This window comes from Paracoccus cavernae, from assembly GCF_042430175.1.
Classification (GTDB): Bacteria; Pseudomonadota; Alphaproteobacteria; order Rhodobacterales; family Rhodobacteraceae; genus Paracoccus; species Paracoccus cavernae.
On the sequence record NZ_JBHMDZ010000049.1, the window covers coordinates 28,364 to 45,468 of the forward strand.

General features: G+C 64.4%; 14 protein-coding genes. 12 read left to right on the top strand and 2 right to left on the bottom strand.

The features are described from left to right. Positions 1-12 precede the first annotated feature (12 nt). From ACFFUC_RS17940 to ACFFUC_RS17970, 7 genes are all read left to right on the top strand, one after another. Positions 13-1,038 carry an ABC transporter substrate-binding protein gene (locus tag ACFFUC_RS17940; RefSeq protein ID WP_377688291.1) on the top strand — a complete coding sequence of 342 codons (1,026 nt, stop codon included), beginning with the start codon at positions 13-15 and terminating at the stop codon, positions 1,036-1,038. A gap of 2 nt (positions 1,039-1,040) precedes the next feature. Then, the gene (locus ACFFUC_RS17945; RefSeq protein WP_377688292.1) at positions 1,041-1,868 is read left to right on the top strand and encodes an ABC transporter ATP-binding protein; all 828 of its coding nucleotides are present in this window, start codon (positions 1,041-1,043) and stop codon (positions 1,866-1,868) included. After that, complete coding sequence (locus ACFFUC_RS17950) at positions 1,868-2,677, top strand: ABC transporter permease (protein ID WP_377688293.1); 810 nt, start codon at positions 1,868-1,870, stop codon at positions 2,675-2,677. Before ACFFUC_RS17945 ends, ACFFUC_RS17950 begins: the two co-directional genes overlap by 1 nt. A gap of 68 nt (positions 2,678-2,745) precedes the next feature. Continuing rightward, on the top strand, positions 2,746-3,537 hold the full coding sequence (locus tag ACFFUC_RS17955) for a transporter substrate-binding domain-containing protein (RefSeq protein ID WP_377688294.1): 792 nt from the start codon (positions 2,746-2,748) through the stop codon (positions 3,535-3,537). A 210-nt stretch (positions 3,538-3,747) separates the two neighbouring features. Beyond that, positions 3,748-4,326 (top strand): c-type cytochrome, encoded by a 579-nt coding sequence (locus tag ACFFUC_RS17960; RefSeq protein WP_377688295.1) that lies wholly within the window; start codon positions 3,748-3,750, stop codon positions 4,324-4,326. A gap of 54 nt (positions 4,327-4,380) precedes the next feature. Continuing rightward, complete coding sequence (locus tag ACFFUC_RS17965) at positions 4,381-6,144, top strand: pyrroloquinoline quinone-dependent dehydrogenase (RefSeq protein WP_377688296.1); 1,764 nt, start codon at positions 4,381-4,383, stop codon at positions 6,142-6,144. 69 nt (positions 6,145-6,213) lie between these two features. Next, entirely contained in the window at positions 6,214-7,050 is an 837-nt protein-coding gene (locus ACFFUC_RS17970; protein ID WP_377688297.1) for a substrate-binding periplasmic protein, read from the top strand. Positions 7,051-7,113: 63 nt separating this feature from the next. Here the strand turns inward: ACFFUC_RS17970 and ACFFUC_RS17975 are convergent, their stop codons facing one another. Beyond that, complete coding sequence (locus ACFFUC_RS17975; protein ID WP_377688298.1) at positions 7,114-7,728, bottom strand: hypothetical protein; 615 nt, start codon at positions 7,726-7,728, stop codon at positions 7,114-7,116. A gap of 489 nt (positions 7,729-8,217) precedes the next feature. Here ACFFUC_RS17975 and ACFFUC_RS17980 point away from each other — a divergent pair, with 489 nt between their 5' ends. The 5 genes from ACFFUC_RS17980 (at position 8,218) to ACFFUC_RS18000 (ending at position 15,444) form a co-directional block, all read left to right on the top strand. Continuing rightward, on the top strand, positions 8,218-8,727 hold the full coding sequence (locus tag ACFFUC_RS17980) for a TRAP transporter small permease (RefSeq protein ID WP_377688299.1): 510 nt from the start codon (positions 8,218-8,220) through the stop codon (positions 8,725-8,727). Then, positions 8,727-9,989, top strand: coding sequence for a TRAP transporter large permease (locus ACFFUC_RS17985; protein WP_377688300.1), 1,263 nt, complete (start codon positions 8,727-8,729; stop codon positions 9,987-9,989). The genes ACFFUC_RS17980 and ACFFUC_RS17985 overlap by 1 nt, the downstream gene beginning before the upstream one ends. Before the next feature lie 27 nt (positions 9,990-10,016). After that, complete coding sequence (locus ACFFUC_RS17990) at positions 10,017-11,012, top strand: TRAP transporter substrate-binding protein (RefSeq protein ID WP_377688301.1); 996 nt, start codon at positions 10,017-10,019, stop codon at positions 11,010-11,012. A 233-nt stretch (positions 11,013-11,245) separates the two neighbouring features. Beyond that, entirely contained in the window at positions 11,246-14,239 is a 2,994-nt protein-coding gene (locus ACFFUC_RS17995) for a Hint domain-containing protein (RefSeq protein WP_377688302.1), read from the top strand. Positions 14,240-14,409: 170 nt separating this feature from the next. Beyond that, positions 14,410-15,444 (top strand): lysine-2,3-aminomutase-like protein, encoded by a 1,035-nt coding sequence (locus ACFFUC_RS18000; RefSeq protein ID WP_377688686.1) that lies wholly within the window; start codon positions 14,410-14,412, stop codon positions 15,442-15,444. Here ACFFUC_RS18000 and ACFFUC_RS18005 read toward each other — a convergent pair. Then, on the bottom strand, positions 15,441-16,919 hold the full coding sequence (locus ACFFUC_RS18005; RefSeq protein ID WP_377688303.1) for an FAD/NAD(P)-binding protein: 1,479 nt from the start codon (positions 16,917-16,919) through the stop codon (positions 15,441-15,443). The two genes, ACFFUC_RS18000 and ACFFUC_RS18005, sit on opposite strands and share 4 nt — an antisense overlap. Positions 16,920-17,105: the final 186 nt, after the last annotated feature.

Below are 17,105 nucleotides of genomic sequence, written 5' to 3' on the forward strand. Positions count from 1 at the left end.
GCGGAGCATCCCATGACCCTGAAGAACCGCCCCCTCAAGGGACTGCTGGCCGCAGCCTCGGCCCTTTTGCTGACCGGTGCGATGGCCCAGGCCGAGCCGTTCCGCCTGATCATCACCGATCTCGAACCGCCGCTGGTACCCAATTCCGTCGTCGATATCGCGCAGGCGGGCGGTTATTTCGAGCGCGCGGGCGTCGAGGTCGAGATCATCCGCGTCCAGCAGACCCCGATGGCCGTCGCGGCCCTGCAATCTGGCGAGGGCGAGATGGCCAATGTCGCCACCGAGACCTTGATCCAGATGGTGGCACAAGGCACGGACAACCTGCGCGCCGTGACTTCGCCCAACAAGGCATTGCCCTATCTGATCGCGGGGCGCGAGGGCATGACGCTGGACGCGCTGACGGGGCAAAGCTTCGGCATCGGGCGGGTCGGAAGCCTCGACCAGATGCTCTCGACCAAAGTGCTCGCCGATCACGGCGTCGATCCCGAAGGGCTCCAGATGATGGCGCTCGGCCAGCCCAATGTCCGCGCGCAGGCCTTGGCTGCGGGGCAGGTTGCGGCCAGCACCATGTCGATCGGCACCTATCTCGCCTTGCCCGGCCATGAAAACCTGCCGGTTCTGGTCACGGTCGAAGATTACTACAAATCCGCCCCCGTCGTGAGCAAGGTCAATGCCGTCAAGACCGCGACGCTCGAAAGCCGCGGCCCCGAGGTCGAGGCCGTGATCGAGGCGCTGACCCTCGCCGCCCGCGACATGGCCGCCGACAAGACAGCTTGGCCCGAGGCGATGGCGGCTTTGCGCCCCGATGTCGATCCGGCGGTTCTCGCCACTCTGGGCGAGGCGTTCCTGACGAGCTGGTCGGTCAATGGCGGGCTGCAAAAGGACGAGTTGGCTTATACGCAAAGCTGGCTGGCCGAAGACCCCGAATTCGCGGATCTGGGCAAGGTCGCGCTGGCGGATTGGGTCGATTTCGCGCCGGCAGACAAGGTTCTGGCCAAGATCGGTGCGGTCGACGGCGGCGATCCGGTCTCGCGCTGATCATGGGCGCGGCGCAGATCACCTTCGCGAATGTCTCGCTCGGCTTTGCGGGTCGGGACGGGCTGGTGCTGGACGATCTGTCGTTTGCGGTGGCCGAGGGCGAGGTTCTGGTGATCCTCGGCCCGTCGGGCTGCGGCAAGACCACGCTTTTGCGCCTGATCGCGGGATTGGTTGCGCCCGCAACAGGCGCGGTTCTGGTCGAGGGGCGCCCGCCGGTCGCGGGGGCGGTCTCGGCCACGGTCTTCCAGAACTTCCGGCTGCTGCCGTGGAAGACGGTGGCCGGAAATCTCGCCTTCGTTCTGCCCGATCTCGCGGCCCCCGAGCGCGAGGCGCGCGTCGCCCATTACCTCGACCGCGTCGGGCTGACGCGCTTTGCGGACAGCTATCCGCGCGCGCTTTCGGGGGGGATGCAGCAGCGGGTGGCCTTTGCCCGCGCGCTTTGCGCCGAGCCGGCGGTGCTTTTGATGGACGAGCCCTTCGCAAGCCTTGATGCCCAGACGCGCGAGCTGATGCAGGGCGAGGTCATGGCGCTGTCGCGCACCACGGGCGAAGGCGCGCGCCGCACCGTGGTTTTCGTCACCCATAGCGTCGACGAGGCACTTTTGCTCGGCGACCGCATCTTGCTGATGTCGCCGCGTCCGGGCCGGATTGCGGCGGAAATTCCCGTGCCTTTCGCCCGTCAAAGCGCCGATCCGCGGGCCTTGCCCGATTTCATTTCGCTGCGCGAGCGTCTATGGGGGGCGCTGCGCGAGATGGTGCTCAACGATCCGCGCTCGGATTTCTACGGTCGGGGGCAAAGCCTCGCGGCCGACAGCCCTCAGGACGGTTGATGAACGCATTCCTTCCCATTTTGCGCGGCATTCACGGCGTCTGGCTGCGCGAGATCATGCGCGCCACCCGCGACAAGGGCCAGCTTCTGGGGGGCGTCAGCCGCCCGCTGATCTGGCTTTTGATCCTCGGTGTCGGGCTTAACCCTTATTTCCGCGGCGAGGTTTTCGGCGAAGTGCGGCTGGTGCTGCCCTATAGCTATCTGCAGTTCCTGTTCCCCGCCGTGATCGTCCTGAACATCATGTATACCTCGATCCAGTTCGCGGTTTCGGTGATCTGGGACCGCGAATTCGGCTTTCTGCGCGAGGTTCTGGTCTCGCCCATGCCGCGTTGGGCGGTGCTTTTGGGCAAGGTGCTGGGCGGGGCGACGGCGGCGACGGGGCACGGGACGCTGGTCCTGATCCTCGCGCGGTTCGCCGATGTCACGCTGACCCTGCCGCAGGTCGTCCAAGCCATCGGCTATATGTTCGCGCTGTCCTTCGCGCTGACCTGTTTCGGAGTGGTTCTGGCCGGAAAAGTCCGCAGTTTCGAGGGGTTCGGCGTCTTTTCCAATACGGTGATCCTGCCGCTTTACTTCGCCTCGAGCTCGGTCTTCCCGCTCGATCCCTCGCTGACGCGCACCCAGTTGGTCGCGACCTATCCGGAATGGCTGATCATGCTGATCCGCGCCAATCCGATCACCTATGCGGTCGATGCCCTGCGCGGCATTCTGATCAATTTCAATCAGTTCCCGCCGGCTTACGGCTATGGGCTGGTCGCCGCGGGCTGCGTCGGCTTCTTCCTTTGGGCTTTGCGGAGCTTCGGCAAGTGAGCAAAGGACGGGGCAGCAGCGGGAGCCGTGCGCAAGGCGACTCGAAGGCGGGTCCGGCAAGCATGGGCATGGGCGGTTGGCGACGCTGGCGCAGACCTGCGCGCGATATTGCGGTGATCGCGGCGCTTCTGGCCGGGCTGAGCTTTCTTCCGCCCGATACCTCCTTTGCCGAGCGTCAAAAGCAGGGCGTCCTGCGCTTTTGCGTGCCCGATCGCGACAATGCTTTGATCCGTGCCGATGATGTCGGCCGCCCCGGCCCCGAGCTGCGCCTGATGGAGGGTGTTGCCGCGCGTCTCGGGCTGAAGCTGCAGCTGGTCGAGGTGGCCAATATGGGGCGCTCCTTCAATCCGCGCGATTGGCAGATCGGGCGCGGGCAATGCGATCTGCTGGGCGGAGGGCTGGCCGACAGTCCGGCCAACCGCGGCTTCCTGACATTGCTGCCCAATGGCGGGCGCATCGCCCTGGTTCGAATCGGCGGCGACGAAACCCCGCCGCCCGCAGGCAGCGAGATCGGCGTTTTCATGGGCTCGGCCGGGCTTGATAGGCTGCGTCTATCGCGTTTCATGCGCGAGGCAGGATGGCGTGCCGAGCCTTTATCCTCGCCTTCCGCCCTTGCGGCATGGCTGGCGGCCGGCCGTCCCGCGATTGCATCGAGCCTGACAAGTTTCGCGCAAGACGTGCAAAGTCATGATCTTCCTGAACAAGCGGGCGAGAGCCATGCCCTCGCCTTTGGTTTGTGGCGCGGAGATGTCACCCTGACACGCAGGGTCCGTGCTGCGTTGCAGCGGGAAATGGAGCGCGAACAGCTTGTTGCAGGGGCTAATGATCTTGGTGCGTCACCGCTAAAAAATGACAACTAACGAGCAACTGCGGACGGTTGGCCTTGAACTTCGGGCAAAAGGGGCGCATCCCTCCGCATGAGGCTGGTCCTCTCATCCTTTGGGATGGGGGCGGTCTGGGAAAAGCGCGCGAACGATCCGACGACCCTTTCTTCGTCCCATCCTTTCGGGGGTGGGATTGCTGTGGGCCCGACAGCCCGTTGCGCGTGCTTGTGACGCGGCGAAAGCCGCATGATGAACCGTTCCGGTGCGCAAGGGGCGCGACCGGGCAACAGCATGGAGGCTCAGGTGCCAGCCAAACTCTTCGGACGGACCACCGTTCTTGCCATCACTTCTGCCGTGACAATGACCTTCGCGTCTAGCTCGACCATCGTCGCAGCAGGCTTCACGGCCGAGCAGGCAACCGCCGGTCAAACCGAGTATCAGTCCAACTGCGCGCAGTGCCACGGCGTTCGCCTTGAAGGTCCGGAAGCTCCCGGTCTTTTCGGTCAGGACGTCATGGGCAACTGGGACACTGCAGGCGGCCTGTACGAATTCATCTCGGTTGCGATGCCGCCGGCACAGCCGGGCCAGCTGGGCGAGCCCGCCTATCTGAACATCGTGGCCTATATCATGCAGCAAAACGGCGCAGAGGCAGGCGATACGGCCCTGACCACCGCCGATATGGCCAATGTCGGCCTGGTTGCGGAAACCAAGGACGGTGCGGCGCAACTCGCATTGGCCAATCAGGAAACCGACATCGAAGCCGGTGATACCAATGTCCCGCAGGCTTTCACCTGGGGCAAAGAACTGCCGCAATTCAAAAACTAATCCGCATGTCGGCAGGCTGATCACCGGATCGCCTGCCTCAAGGAGAGACAGAGTATGAAACTCAACATTCGCAAGCACCTGCTGATCGCGTCGACCGCGCTGATCGCCTGCGTTCCGGCGGCTTTCGCTCAGAGCGTGCTCGACAGCTACACCCCCGTCACCAGCGAAATGCTGTCCAACCCGCCGAAGGGCGACTGGCTGCAGTGGCGCGGCGACTATGCCAACACCGGCTTCTCGGGCCTCGAGCAGATCAACAAAGAGACCGTCCAGAATCTGGAACTGGCCTGGGCATGGCCGATGGCCGATGTCGGCATTCAGGAAACCGTTCCGCTGATCCATGACGGCGTGATGTTCCTGCAGACCTCGAACGGTATCGTCGAAGCGCTCGACGCGAAATCGGGCGACCTGCTCTGGACGTACCGCCATGTGCTGCCGGAAATGCCGAGCTCGTGGTCCTATCAGGCCAACCAGGCACGCCGCCAGAAGAACTCGATCTCGCTGGCAGGCGACAAGGTCATTCTGACCACGCCGGACGCCAAACTGGTCGCTCTGGACGTGAAAACCGGCAAAGTCGCTTGGGACAAGCAGGTTCTCGACTGGGAGAAAGGCTACTCCTACACGATCGGTGGTCTGGTCGTCGAAGACAAGATCATCACCGCGATCTCGGGCTGCTCGATCGCCGGCACGGCCGGCGGCTGCTACATCATGGCCCACGACATCAACACGGGTGAAGAGCTGTGGCGCTTCAACACCATCGACGATCCGGAAAACCCGGCCCAGCAAGAGAGCTGGGGCGAAGTTCCGCCGGAAAACCGTTGGGGCGGTACGCCGTGGACCACGGGCTCCTATGACGCCGAACTCGGCCTGACTTATTGGGGCGTCGGCATGCCCGGTCCCTATGCGGAGCTGATCCGCGGTTCGGGCGACGGCGACGTGCTTTACACCAACGCGACCGTTGCGCTGGACGTCAACACCGGCAAGCTGAAGTGGTACTACCAGCACCTGCCGCAGGACAACTGGGACCTCGACAGCCCGTTCGAGCGTATCCTCGTCGATCAGGAAGTGGACGGCAAACTCCACAAGATGCTGATCTCGGTTCCGGGCAAAAACGGCATCGCCTTTGCGCTCGACCGTGAAACCGGCAAATACCTGTGGTCGAAAGAGACCGTGTTCCAGAACGTCGTGACCAAGATCGACGAAGACGGCAAGGTCCACATCAACAACGATCTGGTCCCGACTGCTGTCGGTCAGGCCGTCCACGTCTGCACCTCGGTTTCGGGTGGCAAACTGTGGCAGGTCGGCTCCTACAGCCCGATCACCCAGACCTACTATGTGCCGCTGACCGAGGCCTGCAACGACGTGACCCCGACCCAGTCGGAATTCACCGCAGGCAACGCTGTCGGTTCGGTCAAGTTCGGCCCGCGCGTTCTGCCGGAAGGTCAGGACAAAGCCGGTCTGTTCGAGGCGCTCTCGATCAACCCGGTTCAGGGTGACCACCTCTGGCAGCACCGTCAGCGCGAAGCGCCGACCTCGTCGGTTCTCGCAACCGCAGGCGGTCTGGTCTTCGGCGGCGACGCAGCCCGCTATGTTAAAGCCTTCGACGACAAGTCGGGCGAAGTTCTGTGGCAGCAGCGTCTGAACGCGCCGATCGGCGGTTCGCCGGTGACCTATGAAATCGACGGCGAGCAGTATCTGGCGGTTCCGACCGGCTACTCGAACTCGGCTTCGTCGATCTCGTCGGCCTTCCCCGAGACCCCGCTGCCGAACGGCAACGGCAACTCGATCTTCGTGTTCAAGCTGAAAAGCGACGCGAAATAAGGCCCGAGCGGCACGACACTGAAAAGGGGGCTTCGGCCCCCTTTTTGCAAAGAGGAAAGGACCCGGAGAATGTTGAAACTGCTGATGGCGGGGCTGATCGGCCTTGCGGCGACAACGGCGTCTTTCGCGCAAAGCTACGGCGTTCCGGCAGAGCTTTTGAAGAACACGCGGCGCATGGACGGCGACAAGCTTCAGGTCTGCGTCGACATCACCGGCAAGCTGCAGGCCTTCGACCGTGCGGTCGCCACCGCCCTTGCCGAGGCGCTGTTCCTCAAGCCCGAATTCCACGAGGGTTTCGGCGGCTATCCGACCAGCGGCGAGGGCTTTCTCGACGAATTGCAGATCGCGATGACCAATAGCTGCGACGTGATGCTGGGGATGACGGTGCAGGAGAACTCGCCCTATCCCGAATGGGCGGTGCTCAGCCGGCCCTATGTCAGCCTGCCCTATATGCTGGCGGTCAAGGACGATTACAAAGCGCTGACCGACATCCCGAAAAGCCGCAAGCTCGGCACGGCCCTGTCTTCGATGGGCGAGCGGGTCTTCATCACCTGGAACCAGCAGCAGCCCAAAGAGCAGCGCTTCATCCGGCTGCCTTATGCCGATATGGATCTGATGACCAAGCGCGTGGCGGACGGCTCGATCGCCGGCATGGTGATCTGGCAGCCGGTCTTTGCCGAGCTGCAAAAGAGCAATCCCGAGGCGGCAGGCCTTCACACCATTCCACTGGCACCGGTTCCCGACACGGTGACGCGGGTGGGCATTCTGATGAAGGCGCGCGACAGCTATCTGCGGAGCCAGATCGACGAGGCGATCGACGCTTTGGTCGAAGACGGCACCATTGCCGCGATCATGGAGGATTTCGGCTATACCGGCACGGCAGGCGACGCCAAGGGCGTCCAGTAAGCCCATAGGACGCGCGGCGGGGCCGGTTGGCTCCGCGCGCGTGCGCGCGGCCCGCGCCGCGCCTCAGACGAGCTTCAGCGCGCGCACCAGCGGCGAGACATCGGGAAACCAGCCCAGAACGACGATGACCGCCGCAAGCGCCATGCCGACACCGGTCAGCTTGCGGTAACGCTTGTCGAGCGCGGGCCAGATCGCGGGCAGGGTGGTTCCGAGCAATAGCCCCGGCAGCGGCAGCATTCCCAATGCGACCGAGCCGACCAGCGTGAATTGCAGTGTCTCGATCGTGGCCAGCACCATATAGCCCGCCGTGCGCGGCAGGGCCTGATGGAGAGGCGCCCGCACCAGATCGAGCAGCGGCACCAGCGCCAGCAGGATCGCGAAACTCGCCAGCACGGCGACCAGCGGGCGAAGCCGCGCGCGCGTCCTTGCGGACGGGGCGGTTTTGGCAAAGCGCAGCGGCTCGATCCAGCTCATGCGGAAAGCGATCGACAAGAAAACGCCCGAAAGCAGCAGGTGGCTAAAGGGGCTGAAGCCCGCGCGACCCTCGTCATGCGCCCGCCGGTCGCCCATCACCCGCAAGAGCAGTCCGAGAATGCCGCCCTGAAGGCCGGCATAGATCAGCGCGGCGGCAATGCGGCGCAAGATCTCGGGCATGGTCAGATCGTAAAGGAATACCATTTCATCATTCCGGCAGGGCGAGGGCAGAGGGAGGGTCGCCATTGCGGCCCGCGCGCCCTCATGCGCCCAAGCGGCGCCGCTGTCCACCTTTCGTCCCTGTCGCAGAAGGGGGCTTCTGCCCTGTAACAGGTGAAAACCGGCATTCGGGCCGGTGCCGCTCCGCCGCACGAGATCGCGCGCGGCACGCATGATTCGTTCCCCGATCTGCTTCAATGGCGCAGCAATCTGCTATCGTTTTGGGCAGGGCGAGCAATCTTTTCCCAGAGAAATCAGCGGTTGTATCCGATGGGATGCATAAAAAAGTTGACAGAAATAAGTCTTGCACGCTTAGTTTATGCAAGAAGAATACAAGGAGGGAGGTGGATTTTGTCCGCACAGGATAAGACGCCCCAAGAGGAGGGGTCCGGCACCGCGAGGGCTTGGGCCAATGGAATAACCGCATTGTCGCAGGGGTTGCTGCGGGTCGAAAAGACGCTCTCGGGTGTATTCATGACCCTGCTCCTCGTGCTGATCCTGCTCAATGTCGTGACGCGTTTCCTGAAAATGCCGATCTACTGGATCGACGAGGCCTCGATCTTCACGATGGTCTGGCTGGGTTTCATCGGCGCATCGGTCATGACGCGGCTGCGCATCGACTTTGCGGTGACGCTGCTGGCCGACCAACTGCCGCCGCGCGGCGTGGCCTTCATGCGCGCGGTCGCGACCGGCATTTCGCTGTGTTTCGCGGTGGGTTTCGTGGTGATGTGCTGGCTGTGGATGGACCCGCTCGGGATAGCCTCCTTCGGCTTCGACCCCAAAGCCTATGCCGCCGAGACCTTCAACTTCCTCTATACCGAGCGCACCCAGACGCTGGAGTGGCCGACCTGGGTCGTGAACCTGATCCTGCCGATCTTTGCGGTGACGCTGACGATCCATACCGCTGCAAACCTGCTTGAAGACACCGGCCTTGCCGCCAAACGCGTGCAGATCCCGCTCACCACTGCCGAGGAGGCCGCCTGATGTTTTCCTTCGGCGCATTCGTTTTCCTGATGCTGATCGGCCTGCCGATCTCGATCGTGCTGTGCCTCACGGCGGTCGCCTATATCCTGCAAAGCGACAATACGGTGCTGTTCGCATCCTTTCCGACGCAGATGTTCACGGGGCTCGACAGCTACGGGCTGATCGCGATCCCGCTGTTCATCCTGATCGGCGAGGTCATGAACGGCGGCGGCATCACGCGGCGCATCATCGATATGGCGATGGCCTTTGTCGGCGCGATGAAGGGCGGTCTGGCCTATGTGAACCTGCTGGCGAATATGTTCGTGGCCTCGATCCTCGGTTCGGCGGCGGCGCAGGTCGCGCTGATGTCGCAGATGGTCGTCCCCGAGATGGAGCGCGCGGGCTACGACAAGACCTTTGCCGCCGGCCTGACCGCCTATGCGGGGATGCTGGGCCCGATCATTCCGCCCTCCATCATGTTCGTGGTCTATAGCGTCATGGCGCAGGTGCCGGTCGGCACGATGCTGGCGGCGGGGATCATTCCGGGCGTGATGCTGACGGTGGCCTTTTGCGTGATCATCGCGCTGATGGGCTATGTCTACAATTACCCGCGCGGGGCGAAACTGCCGATGCGCGAGCGCGTCTCGATCACGCTCAAGGCACTGCCGACGCTGTTCATTCCGCTGATCATCGTCGGCTCGATCCTGACCGGCCTTGCCAATCCGACCGAGGCCGCCGCGATGGGCGTCATCGCCGCCGTTCTGGTCGGCTGCCTCGTGACGCGCGATCTCAAGCTTGCGCAACTGCCCAAGATGTTCGTCAAGGCGGGTGTGCTGTCGGCGGGCATCCTGTTCCTGATCGCTGCTGCTGCGGTGTTCTCATGGGTGCTGGTCTACGGCATGGTGCCGCAGCGCGTTGCCGCATGGATCCAGACGGTCGCGAAAGACCCGATCACCTTCATGCTGCTGGTCAACGTCATCTTGCTGGTCATCGGCACCGTCATCGACGGCGCGCCGGGGCTGATCATGACCGTGCCGATCCTGCTGCCGATCGCGACCGAGGTCTACGGCATCGACCCCGTCCATTTCGGCGTCGTCGCGGTGATCAACCTCGTCCTCGGCTTCCTGTCGCCGCCGGTCGGGCTGAACTTCTTCGTCGCGGCCGCCGTGACGGGGGCCAAGCCGGGCAAGATGTTCATCGTGACGCTGCCCTTCTTCTTCATCAGCTGCATCATTCTGGTGCTGTTGTCGATCTTCCCCGTCCTTTCGACCTTCTTCGCATAAGCAACAATCCAACCAACAGGGTTCATCATGGCCATCAACCGCCGTACTTTCATGTCGACCGCCGCGCTCGGTGCGGGTTTCGCGCTCGCCGCCCCCGGCCTTGTTCGCGCGCAGGACACCAAGGTCTTCCGCCTTGGTATCGCGACGCCCCCCGGCCATCCGTGGAACAATGCCGCCGAAGCGATGGGCAAGCGCCTCTCCGAGGAAACCCAAGGCCGCCTCTCGGTACAGGTTTTCCCCTCGAACCAGCTCGGCAACGAGGCGGCGATGCTGCAGCAGATGCAGTCCGGTGCGCTCGACATGGGCTGGATCATGACCGCCGAGCTCGGCTCGCGCATCCCGCAGGTCGCGGCGATCAACGCGCCCTGGCTCGTGCCCTCGACGGAAAAAGTCGCGGCGCTGGTGCGTGATCCGGTCGCGCTGAAGCTTCTGGACGTGCTTCCTGCCGAGACCGGCACCATCGGTCTGGGCTACGGCATCACGACCCTGCGCGTGGTTTTCACCGGCAAGGAAACCAGCAGCATCGCCGATATCAACGGCATGAAGCTGCGCATCAACACGACGCCCGCCTATCGCGATTTCTATCAGCTTCTGGGCGCCGCCCCGACCCCGATCCCGACGCCGCAAGTCTTCGACGCGATGTCGAACGGTCAGGTCGACGGGCTCGAGGCCGATCTCGATCTGTCGTGGAACCAGCGTTACGACAAAGTGTCCAAGACCATGCTGCGCCTGAACGCCTTGTTCATGCCCTGTGTCGCGCTTGTTTCGGCACGCGGCTGGAAAAACGTGGCCGAGGCCGACCGCGAGCTGATCTCCCGCCTGATCCGCGAAGAGCTGGACAAGCAGATCGACACCACCGTCGCCAACGAGGCGACCCTGCTCCAGAACTTCAAGGACAGCGGCATCAAGGTCGTGGATGTCGACATGGACAACACCGCCGAGATCATCAAAGCCTATGACGAGATCTGGCTGCCCAAAGCCCCGATCCTCGCCGAACTGCGCGAGGCAGCGGCCAAGCTGTAAGCGTACGGCCCTTCCGTCCATGCGGAGGAGGGCGGGCGACCACAGACCGGAAGGGCGCCCGCGCGGCGCCCTTTTTCATTGGCGGTTCCCGTGGCGTCCTGCTGCGGGAGCCGCGAGGAATTTCCTTAAAATTCTATCTGGTAACCGCGAATTAGCGGGCTTTCTGCTAGCCCGATGACAGAGGCGGGCCGCAAGAACACAGGCCATGCCCGAAATGTCTGTGCGGGTGCGGAATGGCCACGATCAACGGTACCGGAAGCGGTGACAACCTCGTCGGAACGGCTGCGGCCGATACGATCAGCGGCGGCGACGGCAACGATTCCATCTCGGGCGGTGCGGGCAACGACCTCATTGACGGTGGTGCGGGCAACGACACGATCAACGGCGACACCGGCAGCGACACCATCCATACCGGCGCGGGCAACGATATCGTCTTTGCGGGTGACGGCGACGACCTCATTCGTGGCGACACCGGCAACGACACCCTTTACGGGGAGCAGGGCAACGATACGATCCATGCCGAAAGCGGTGACAACTTCCTGTCCGGCGGGGACGGGAACGATCTGCTCTTTGCCGGAACCGGTCAGGACAGCCTTTATGGAACCGACGGCGACGATACGCTCGACGGGCGCGTCTATGTCGACGGCGTGGCCTTCGCCAACAACGCCACGCTGTCGGGAGGCTACGACAACGATACGGTCTATGCGGGTTTCGGCACTTCGGTGATCCAGACCGGGCAAGGCACCGATCTGGTCCATACCGACATCGGCTCTGACCAGATCATGGTCTTGGCGACCGACGGCGGCTATACCATCGTCAATGCGCGCGACCGTGACGGCGCGGGCAGGGACACCCTCTCCTTCGAGATCTACAAGACGATCGGCGTCACCATCGTCTTCAACCCCTCGAGCGGCAGCGCCTTGCCGGCCGATATGGCAGATGTTCTGGCAAGCTCTCCCTCCTACGACAATTTCCTGATCGGGGAGTTCCGCTATAACGGCACGATCAACAACTCCGGTGTTTTCGAGGGCATCAACAACATTATCGGCACCTATGGCGCGGATCTGGTCGACGGCCGCGCGGTCACCTCGGGGACGGGGCTGACCAATCTTGAGGGCGGTGCGGGGAAAGATACGATCTACGGCACAGCCTGGACCGACCATATCGACGGCGGGACCGACGCCGACAGCCTGCGCGGCGGGGCCGGCGACGATACGATCTACGGCGGTCTGGGGCTCGACACCATTTTCGGCGACGCGGGCAACGACTGGATCTCGGGCGATCGCGACAGCGATTACATCGTCGGCGGCGAGGGTGACGACACGATCTACGGCGGCGAAGGCTATGATACGATCTATGCCGATAACGAGGGGGCAGGGACGGGTACCGCTGGCCGCAACTTCATCGATGCGGGTACCGGCAATGACTTGGTCTATGGCGGCACGGGCGATGATACGATCCTCGGCGGGAGCGGAGACGACCTTATCCACGGCGGGGGCGGCCTCGACAGCATCGACGCCGGGGAGGGCTATGACACCGTGCATGGCGGTGCGCTCGCCGATACGATCGCGGGCGGCGCGGGCAACGACACGATCTACGGCTATGACGGCGACGACAGTCTCGCGGGGGATGACGGCGGCGATGTCATTTATGGCGGCGCAGGCAATGACACGATCTGGGGCGAATTCTTCGGCTCTGATGATGTCACCGGCACCAACGACCTGATTTATGCCGGAACCGGCGACGATCTGGTCTATGGCGGCGGCGGCTCCGACCGGATCTATGGCGAGGATGGCGCCGACCGCATCTCCGGCGGCTTCGGCAATGATGCGCTGGTCGGCGGTCTGGGCTCTGATACGCTTTGGGGCGGCGAGGGCAACGACACCCTTCACGGCGATATAGATTCCGATCCGACCAAGGGCGATGCCGATGTGCTTCACGGCGGCAACGGCGATGATGTCGCCTACGGCAATGGCGGCAATGACTCGCTCTTCGGCGAGGCGGGCAAGGACACGCTCGACGGCGGCTTGGGCGACGATAGGCTCGACGGCGGAGCCGGAGACGACAGCCTTTTGGGCGGCGAGGGTCAGGATTGGCTTTACGGCGATACCGGCAACGACATTCTGCGCGGCGGCAATGGCCAGGACAGCCTTTTTGGCGGGGGGGGCGACGACCGGCTTTTCGGCGATGCGGGCGATGACCGGCTCGACGGCGGTCTGGGCGACGACACGCTCGAGGGCGGGGCGGGCAATGATACGCTGGATGGCGGCGGCGGCCGCGACGTGCTGACGGGTGGCGCGGGAGCGGATGTCTTCATCGCCCGCGACAGGATCGAGATCACCGATTTCCGGGTCGCCGACAGGGATTATGTCGATCTGAGCGGTTATTACAACGACGCCAATCTCGTCATCATCAATGCCGCCCGCGTGGCCGGAGGGCTTGCGACCTACCGCCATCCGCTGGAATGGCTCAAGGCCGATCAGGCGGACGGGGTGCTCGACGATATTGCGACCTCCGACGGATTTGCCGCCGATCTGTCGATGCGGATCCAGAACGCCGGCGCGGCAGTCTCGGGCAGCCAGCTCGATACCGCCAATACCAGCGTGACCTGTTTCACCGACGATTCCATGATCCTGACCTCGCATGGCGTGGTGCGTGCGGCCGATCTGGCCTTGGGCGATCTGGTGATGACGCGCGATCACGGGCCGCGCCCGATCCGTTGGATCGGCAGGCGTCCGGTCAGCGCCGCCGAACTTGCGGCGCATCAGCATCTGCGCCCTGTCCGGATAGCGGCCGGCGCGCTCGGGCCGGGGTTGCCGGATGCCGATCTGGTCGTGTCGCAACAGCACCGCATCCTCGTGCGCTCGAAGATCGCGCTGCGTTTTTTCGGCGCGATGGAGGTTCTGGTCGCGGCCAAACATCTGGTGCAGCTCGAAGGGTTCGAGATTGTCGATGACTGTCGGCCGATCGCCTATATCCATTTCCTGCTCGATGCCCATGAAATCGTGACGGCCAATGCGATTGCGACCGAAAGCCTCTATACGGGCCCCGAAGCGCTGAAGATGGTGGGCCCTGCCGCTCTGGCCGAGATCGTCGCCCTTTTCCCCGAACTTGGCGATGCGGCGGCGGGCGGGCGTCCGGCCTCCGCGCGGCCCTTCACCACCGGCAAAGAGGCGCGCCAGCTGCTCCAGCGTCACGATAAACACCAGCGCGGGTTGCTGTGCTGAGGAGCGCGGGCGGGATTGCGGAACCGTCCCGCAGCGCGGGCGCGCGCTCCGCGCGGCGGCTCCGGCCTTGCCATTTCGCCCCGATCCACCGATAAGCGGGCGGTTTCCCGCACTGCCGAGCATTTGCCGTGACCTCCCGCATTTCCAAACCGATCACGACCGTCGACAGGATGGTCGATGCCGGACTGGTCCGCGCCGACCAAAGCGGAGCCCTGAACGAGGTCGCCGCCGAGTTCCGCATCCGCATGACCTCCGCGATGCAGGCCGCTGTGCGCGATCGCGCACCCGAAGCCGCCGATCCGGTCGCCGCGCAATTCGTGCCTGATGCGCGCGAGCTGGTCATCCGCCCCGAGGAGCTGTTCGATCCGATCGGCGACGAGGCTCATAGTCCTGTCACCGGCCTGACCCATCGCTATCCCGACCGCGTCATCCTCCATGTCACCCGCAGCTGCGAGGTTTATTGCCGCTTTTGCTTTCGCCGCGAAGTGGTGGGCGACGACGGCTCGCTGCCCGAAAAGGATCTCGCCGCGGCGCTGGATTACATCGCCCGCACCCCTGCCATCCGCGAGGTGATCCTGACGGGTGGCGATCCTTTGGTTCTGTCGGCGCGCCGCATCGACGCGCTTCTGGCGCGGATCGAGGAAATCCCCCATGTCGAGACCGCCCGTTTCCACAGCCGCATTCCGGTCGTGGCGCCCCATCGCATCGACGGGCCGATGCTGGCGGCGATGCGGCGCAAGCGCCTCGCGGTTTGGGTGGTGGTCCATACCAACCATGCCAACGAGCTGACCTCCGAGGCCTGTGCCTCGCTCGCGCGGCTCGCCGATGCCGGCATTCCGCTCTTGTCGCAAAGCGTGCTTTTGCGCGGTGTCAACGACACGGCCGATGCGCTGGCCGATCTGTTCCGCGCTTTGATCCGCAACCGCGTGAAGCCCTATTATCTCCATCATTGCGATCTGGCGCGCGGCACCAGCCATTTCCGCACAACGATCGCCGAAGGGCAGGCGCTGATGGCGGCGTTGCGCGGGCGGATCTCGGGCAGCTGTCTGCCGGCCTATGTGCTCGACCTGCCCGGAGGCTTCGGCAAGGTGCCGCTCGATCCCGGATATGCCGCCGAGATCGCGCCCGGCCGCTACCGCATCCGCGATTGGCAGGGCGGCCTGCATGATTACCGCGACCCCGAGCGGGGTGCGGCAGGGCTTTAGGCCGAACAGTCGAGCTGCCGGTCAAGGGCACCCGTCCGCCCGTCGCGTTTTTGACCGATGGCGGCCAGAACCATTGCGGCGGTCGCCTCGGCATGGGCGGTAACCTCGGGAATGCCCATCAGCTCGCCGATATGGCCGCGCGCCAAGGGGCCCGCGACATAAAGGCCCGCCGAGGGCTTGCCGCCGAGCCCGACCGCCTGCGCGACATTCGCGACGTCAAGTCCGAGCTTTAGCGCATCGCAGCGTACCAGCCCCGCATCAGCCAGATCGCGCAGCACCGGCGACGCGCCGAGGATGCCGCCATGCGCCGGGCCGGTCGTGACGATCACCGCGTCGAAGTTCGCGCTGTCGTGATGCGGCTTGCCGCCCTCCCTCCTGCGCGTACGCCAGCCGATGTGGATGTTGTTGGCGCGCGCCTCGGCGTGATCGAGGCGGGCGGCGAGCATGGTCAGGCTGCCCTCGGCGATGCGGCGATCCAGAACGGCCTCGATCTGCGGCGCGATGCGAAAGCGGTGGACATCCCACCAGATGCGCAGCTTGCGGACCAGTTTCTGCCGCTCGGCCAGCGGCAAAGCCGCCCAGATCGCTGGGCCGTCGATGCGCACTCGGTCGAGCACCGCCTGCCAGGGCAGGCCCGCGTCGGCATCCGCGCGCACCGCACGGCGGATGCGGCGCAGCAGGCCGAGCGCGGTCGTCTCTGGCTGTTCGGCGAAACGCGCGGCGGTCGGCGCAAAGCCGAAAGCATGACCGCGCGAGCGCAGGCCGCGCCGCGAGAGACAGGTGATCTTTCCCGCAAATCCCTTCGCATCAAGGCTTGCGATCACATCGGCCGAGGTCAGGCCCGAGCCGATCACCAAGACATTGCCCCCCGCCTTCGCGACCTGCGAGATCCGCGCCGCGTCCGAGGGGTCGCAGACCAGCTGCGGGGCGTCTTTGACCCCGTCAAGCTCGGGCGGCACGGCGGGCGGCGGATGGCTCGTCGCGATCACCAGTTGGTCGGCCAACAGGGCAGGCCCTTCGGCAAGCGTGATGCGGTAGCGCGCGCCGACCGGCGTGACGGCGCTTGCTTTGGTCGCGAGATGGCGGATGCGGCCCGCGGCGACAAAGGGTGCGAAGCTTTCGGCGACATAGCGCCCGACAAGGCTGCGCTGCGCGAAAATCGCACCTGCGTGCAGATCCGCGCCGCCGGTCAGCGGCTCTGGACTGGCCGCGAGCCAATCGGCGAACTGGCCGGAGCACGCGCAATCCATCGTGATGCGGCTGGCGGGGACATTGGTGCGGTGGACGGGATCGCTTGTCGAATAGGCAAGACCCTGACCCAAGCTGGCGCGCGGCTCGATCACGGTGATCCTGGCGCGGTCGGGTGGCAGGGCGCGGGCAAGGTGATAGGCGACGCAGGCGCCGGTGAAGCCGCCGCCGATGATGACGATATGGGGCTGCGCGGGGGCAAGGCTATGGAGCGTCGCGGGGCTCATGGGCGGAGCCTTTCGCGGGCGTGCATCACTTCGGGAACCATGCCTTCGGCCTCCATTATACAGTATTCATGTCGTGATTGTGGGGTATAGAAGCCCCCTCCTGCAAGCAATTCCAAAAAATGGCCGATTCGGAGAAAATTGTTCCAAGTCTCGTTGGCGCTTCGTGAAAATGTCACGGAAAAACAC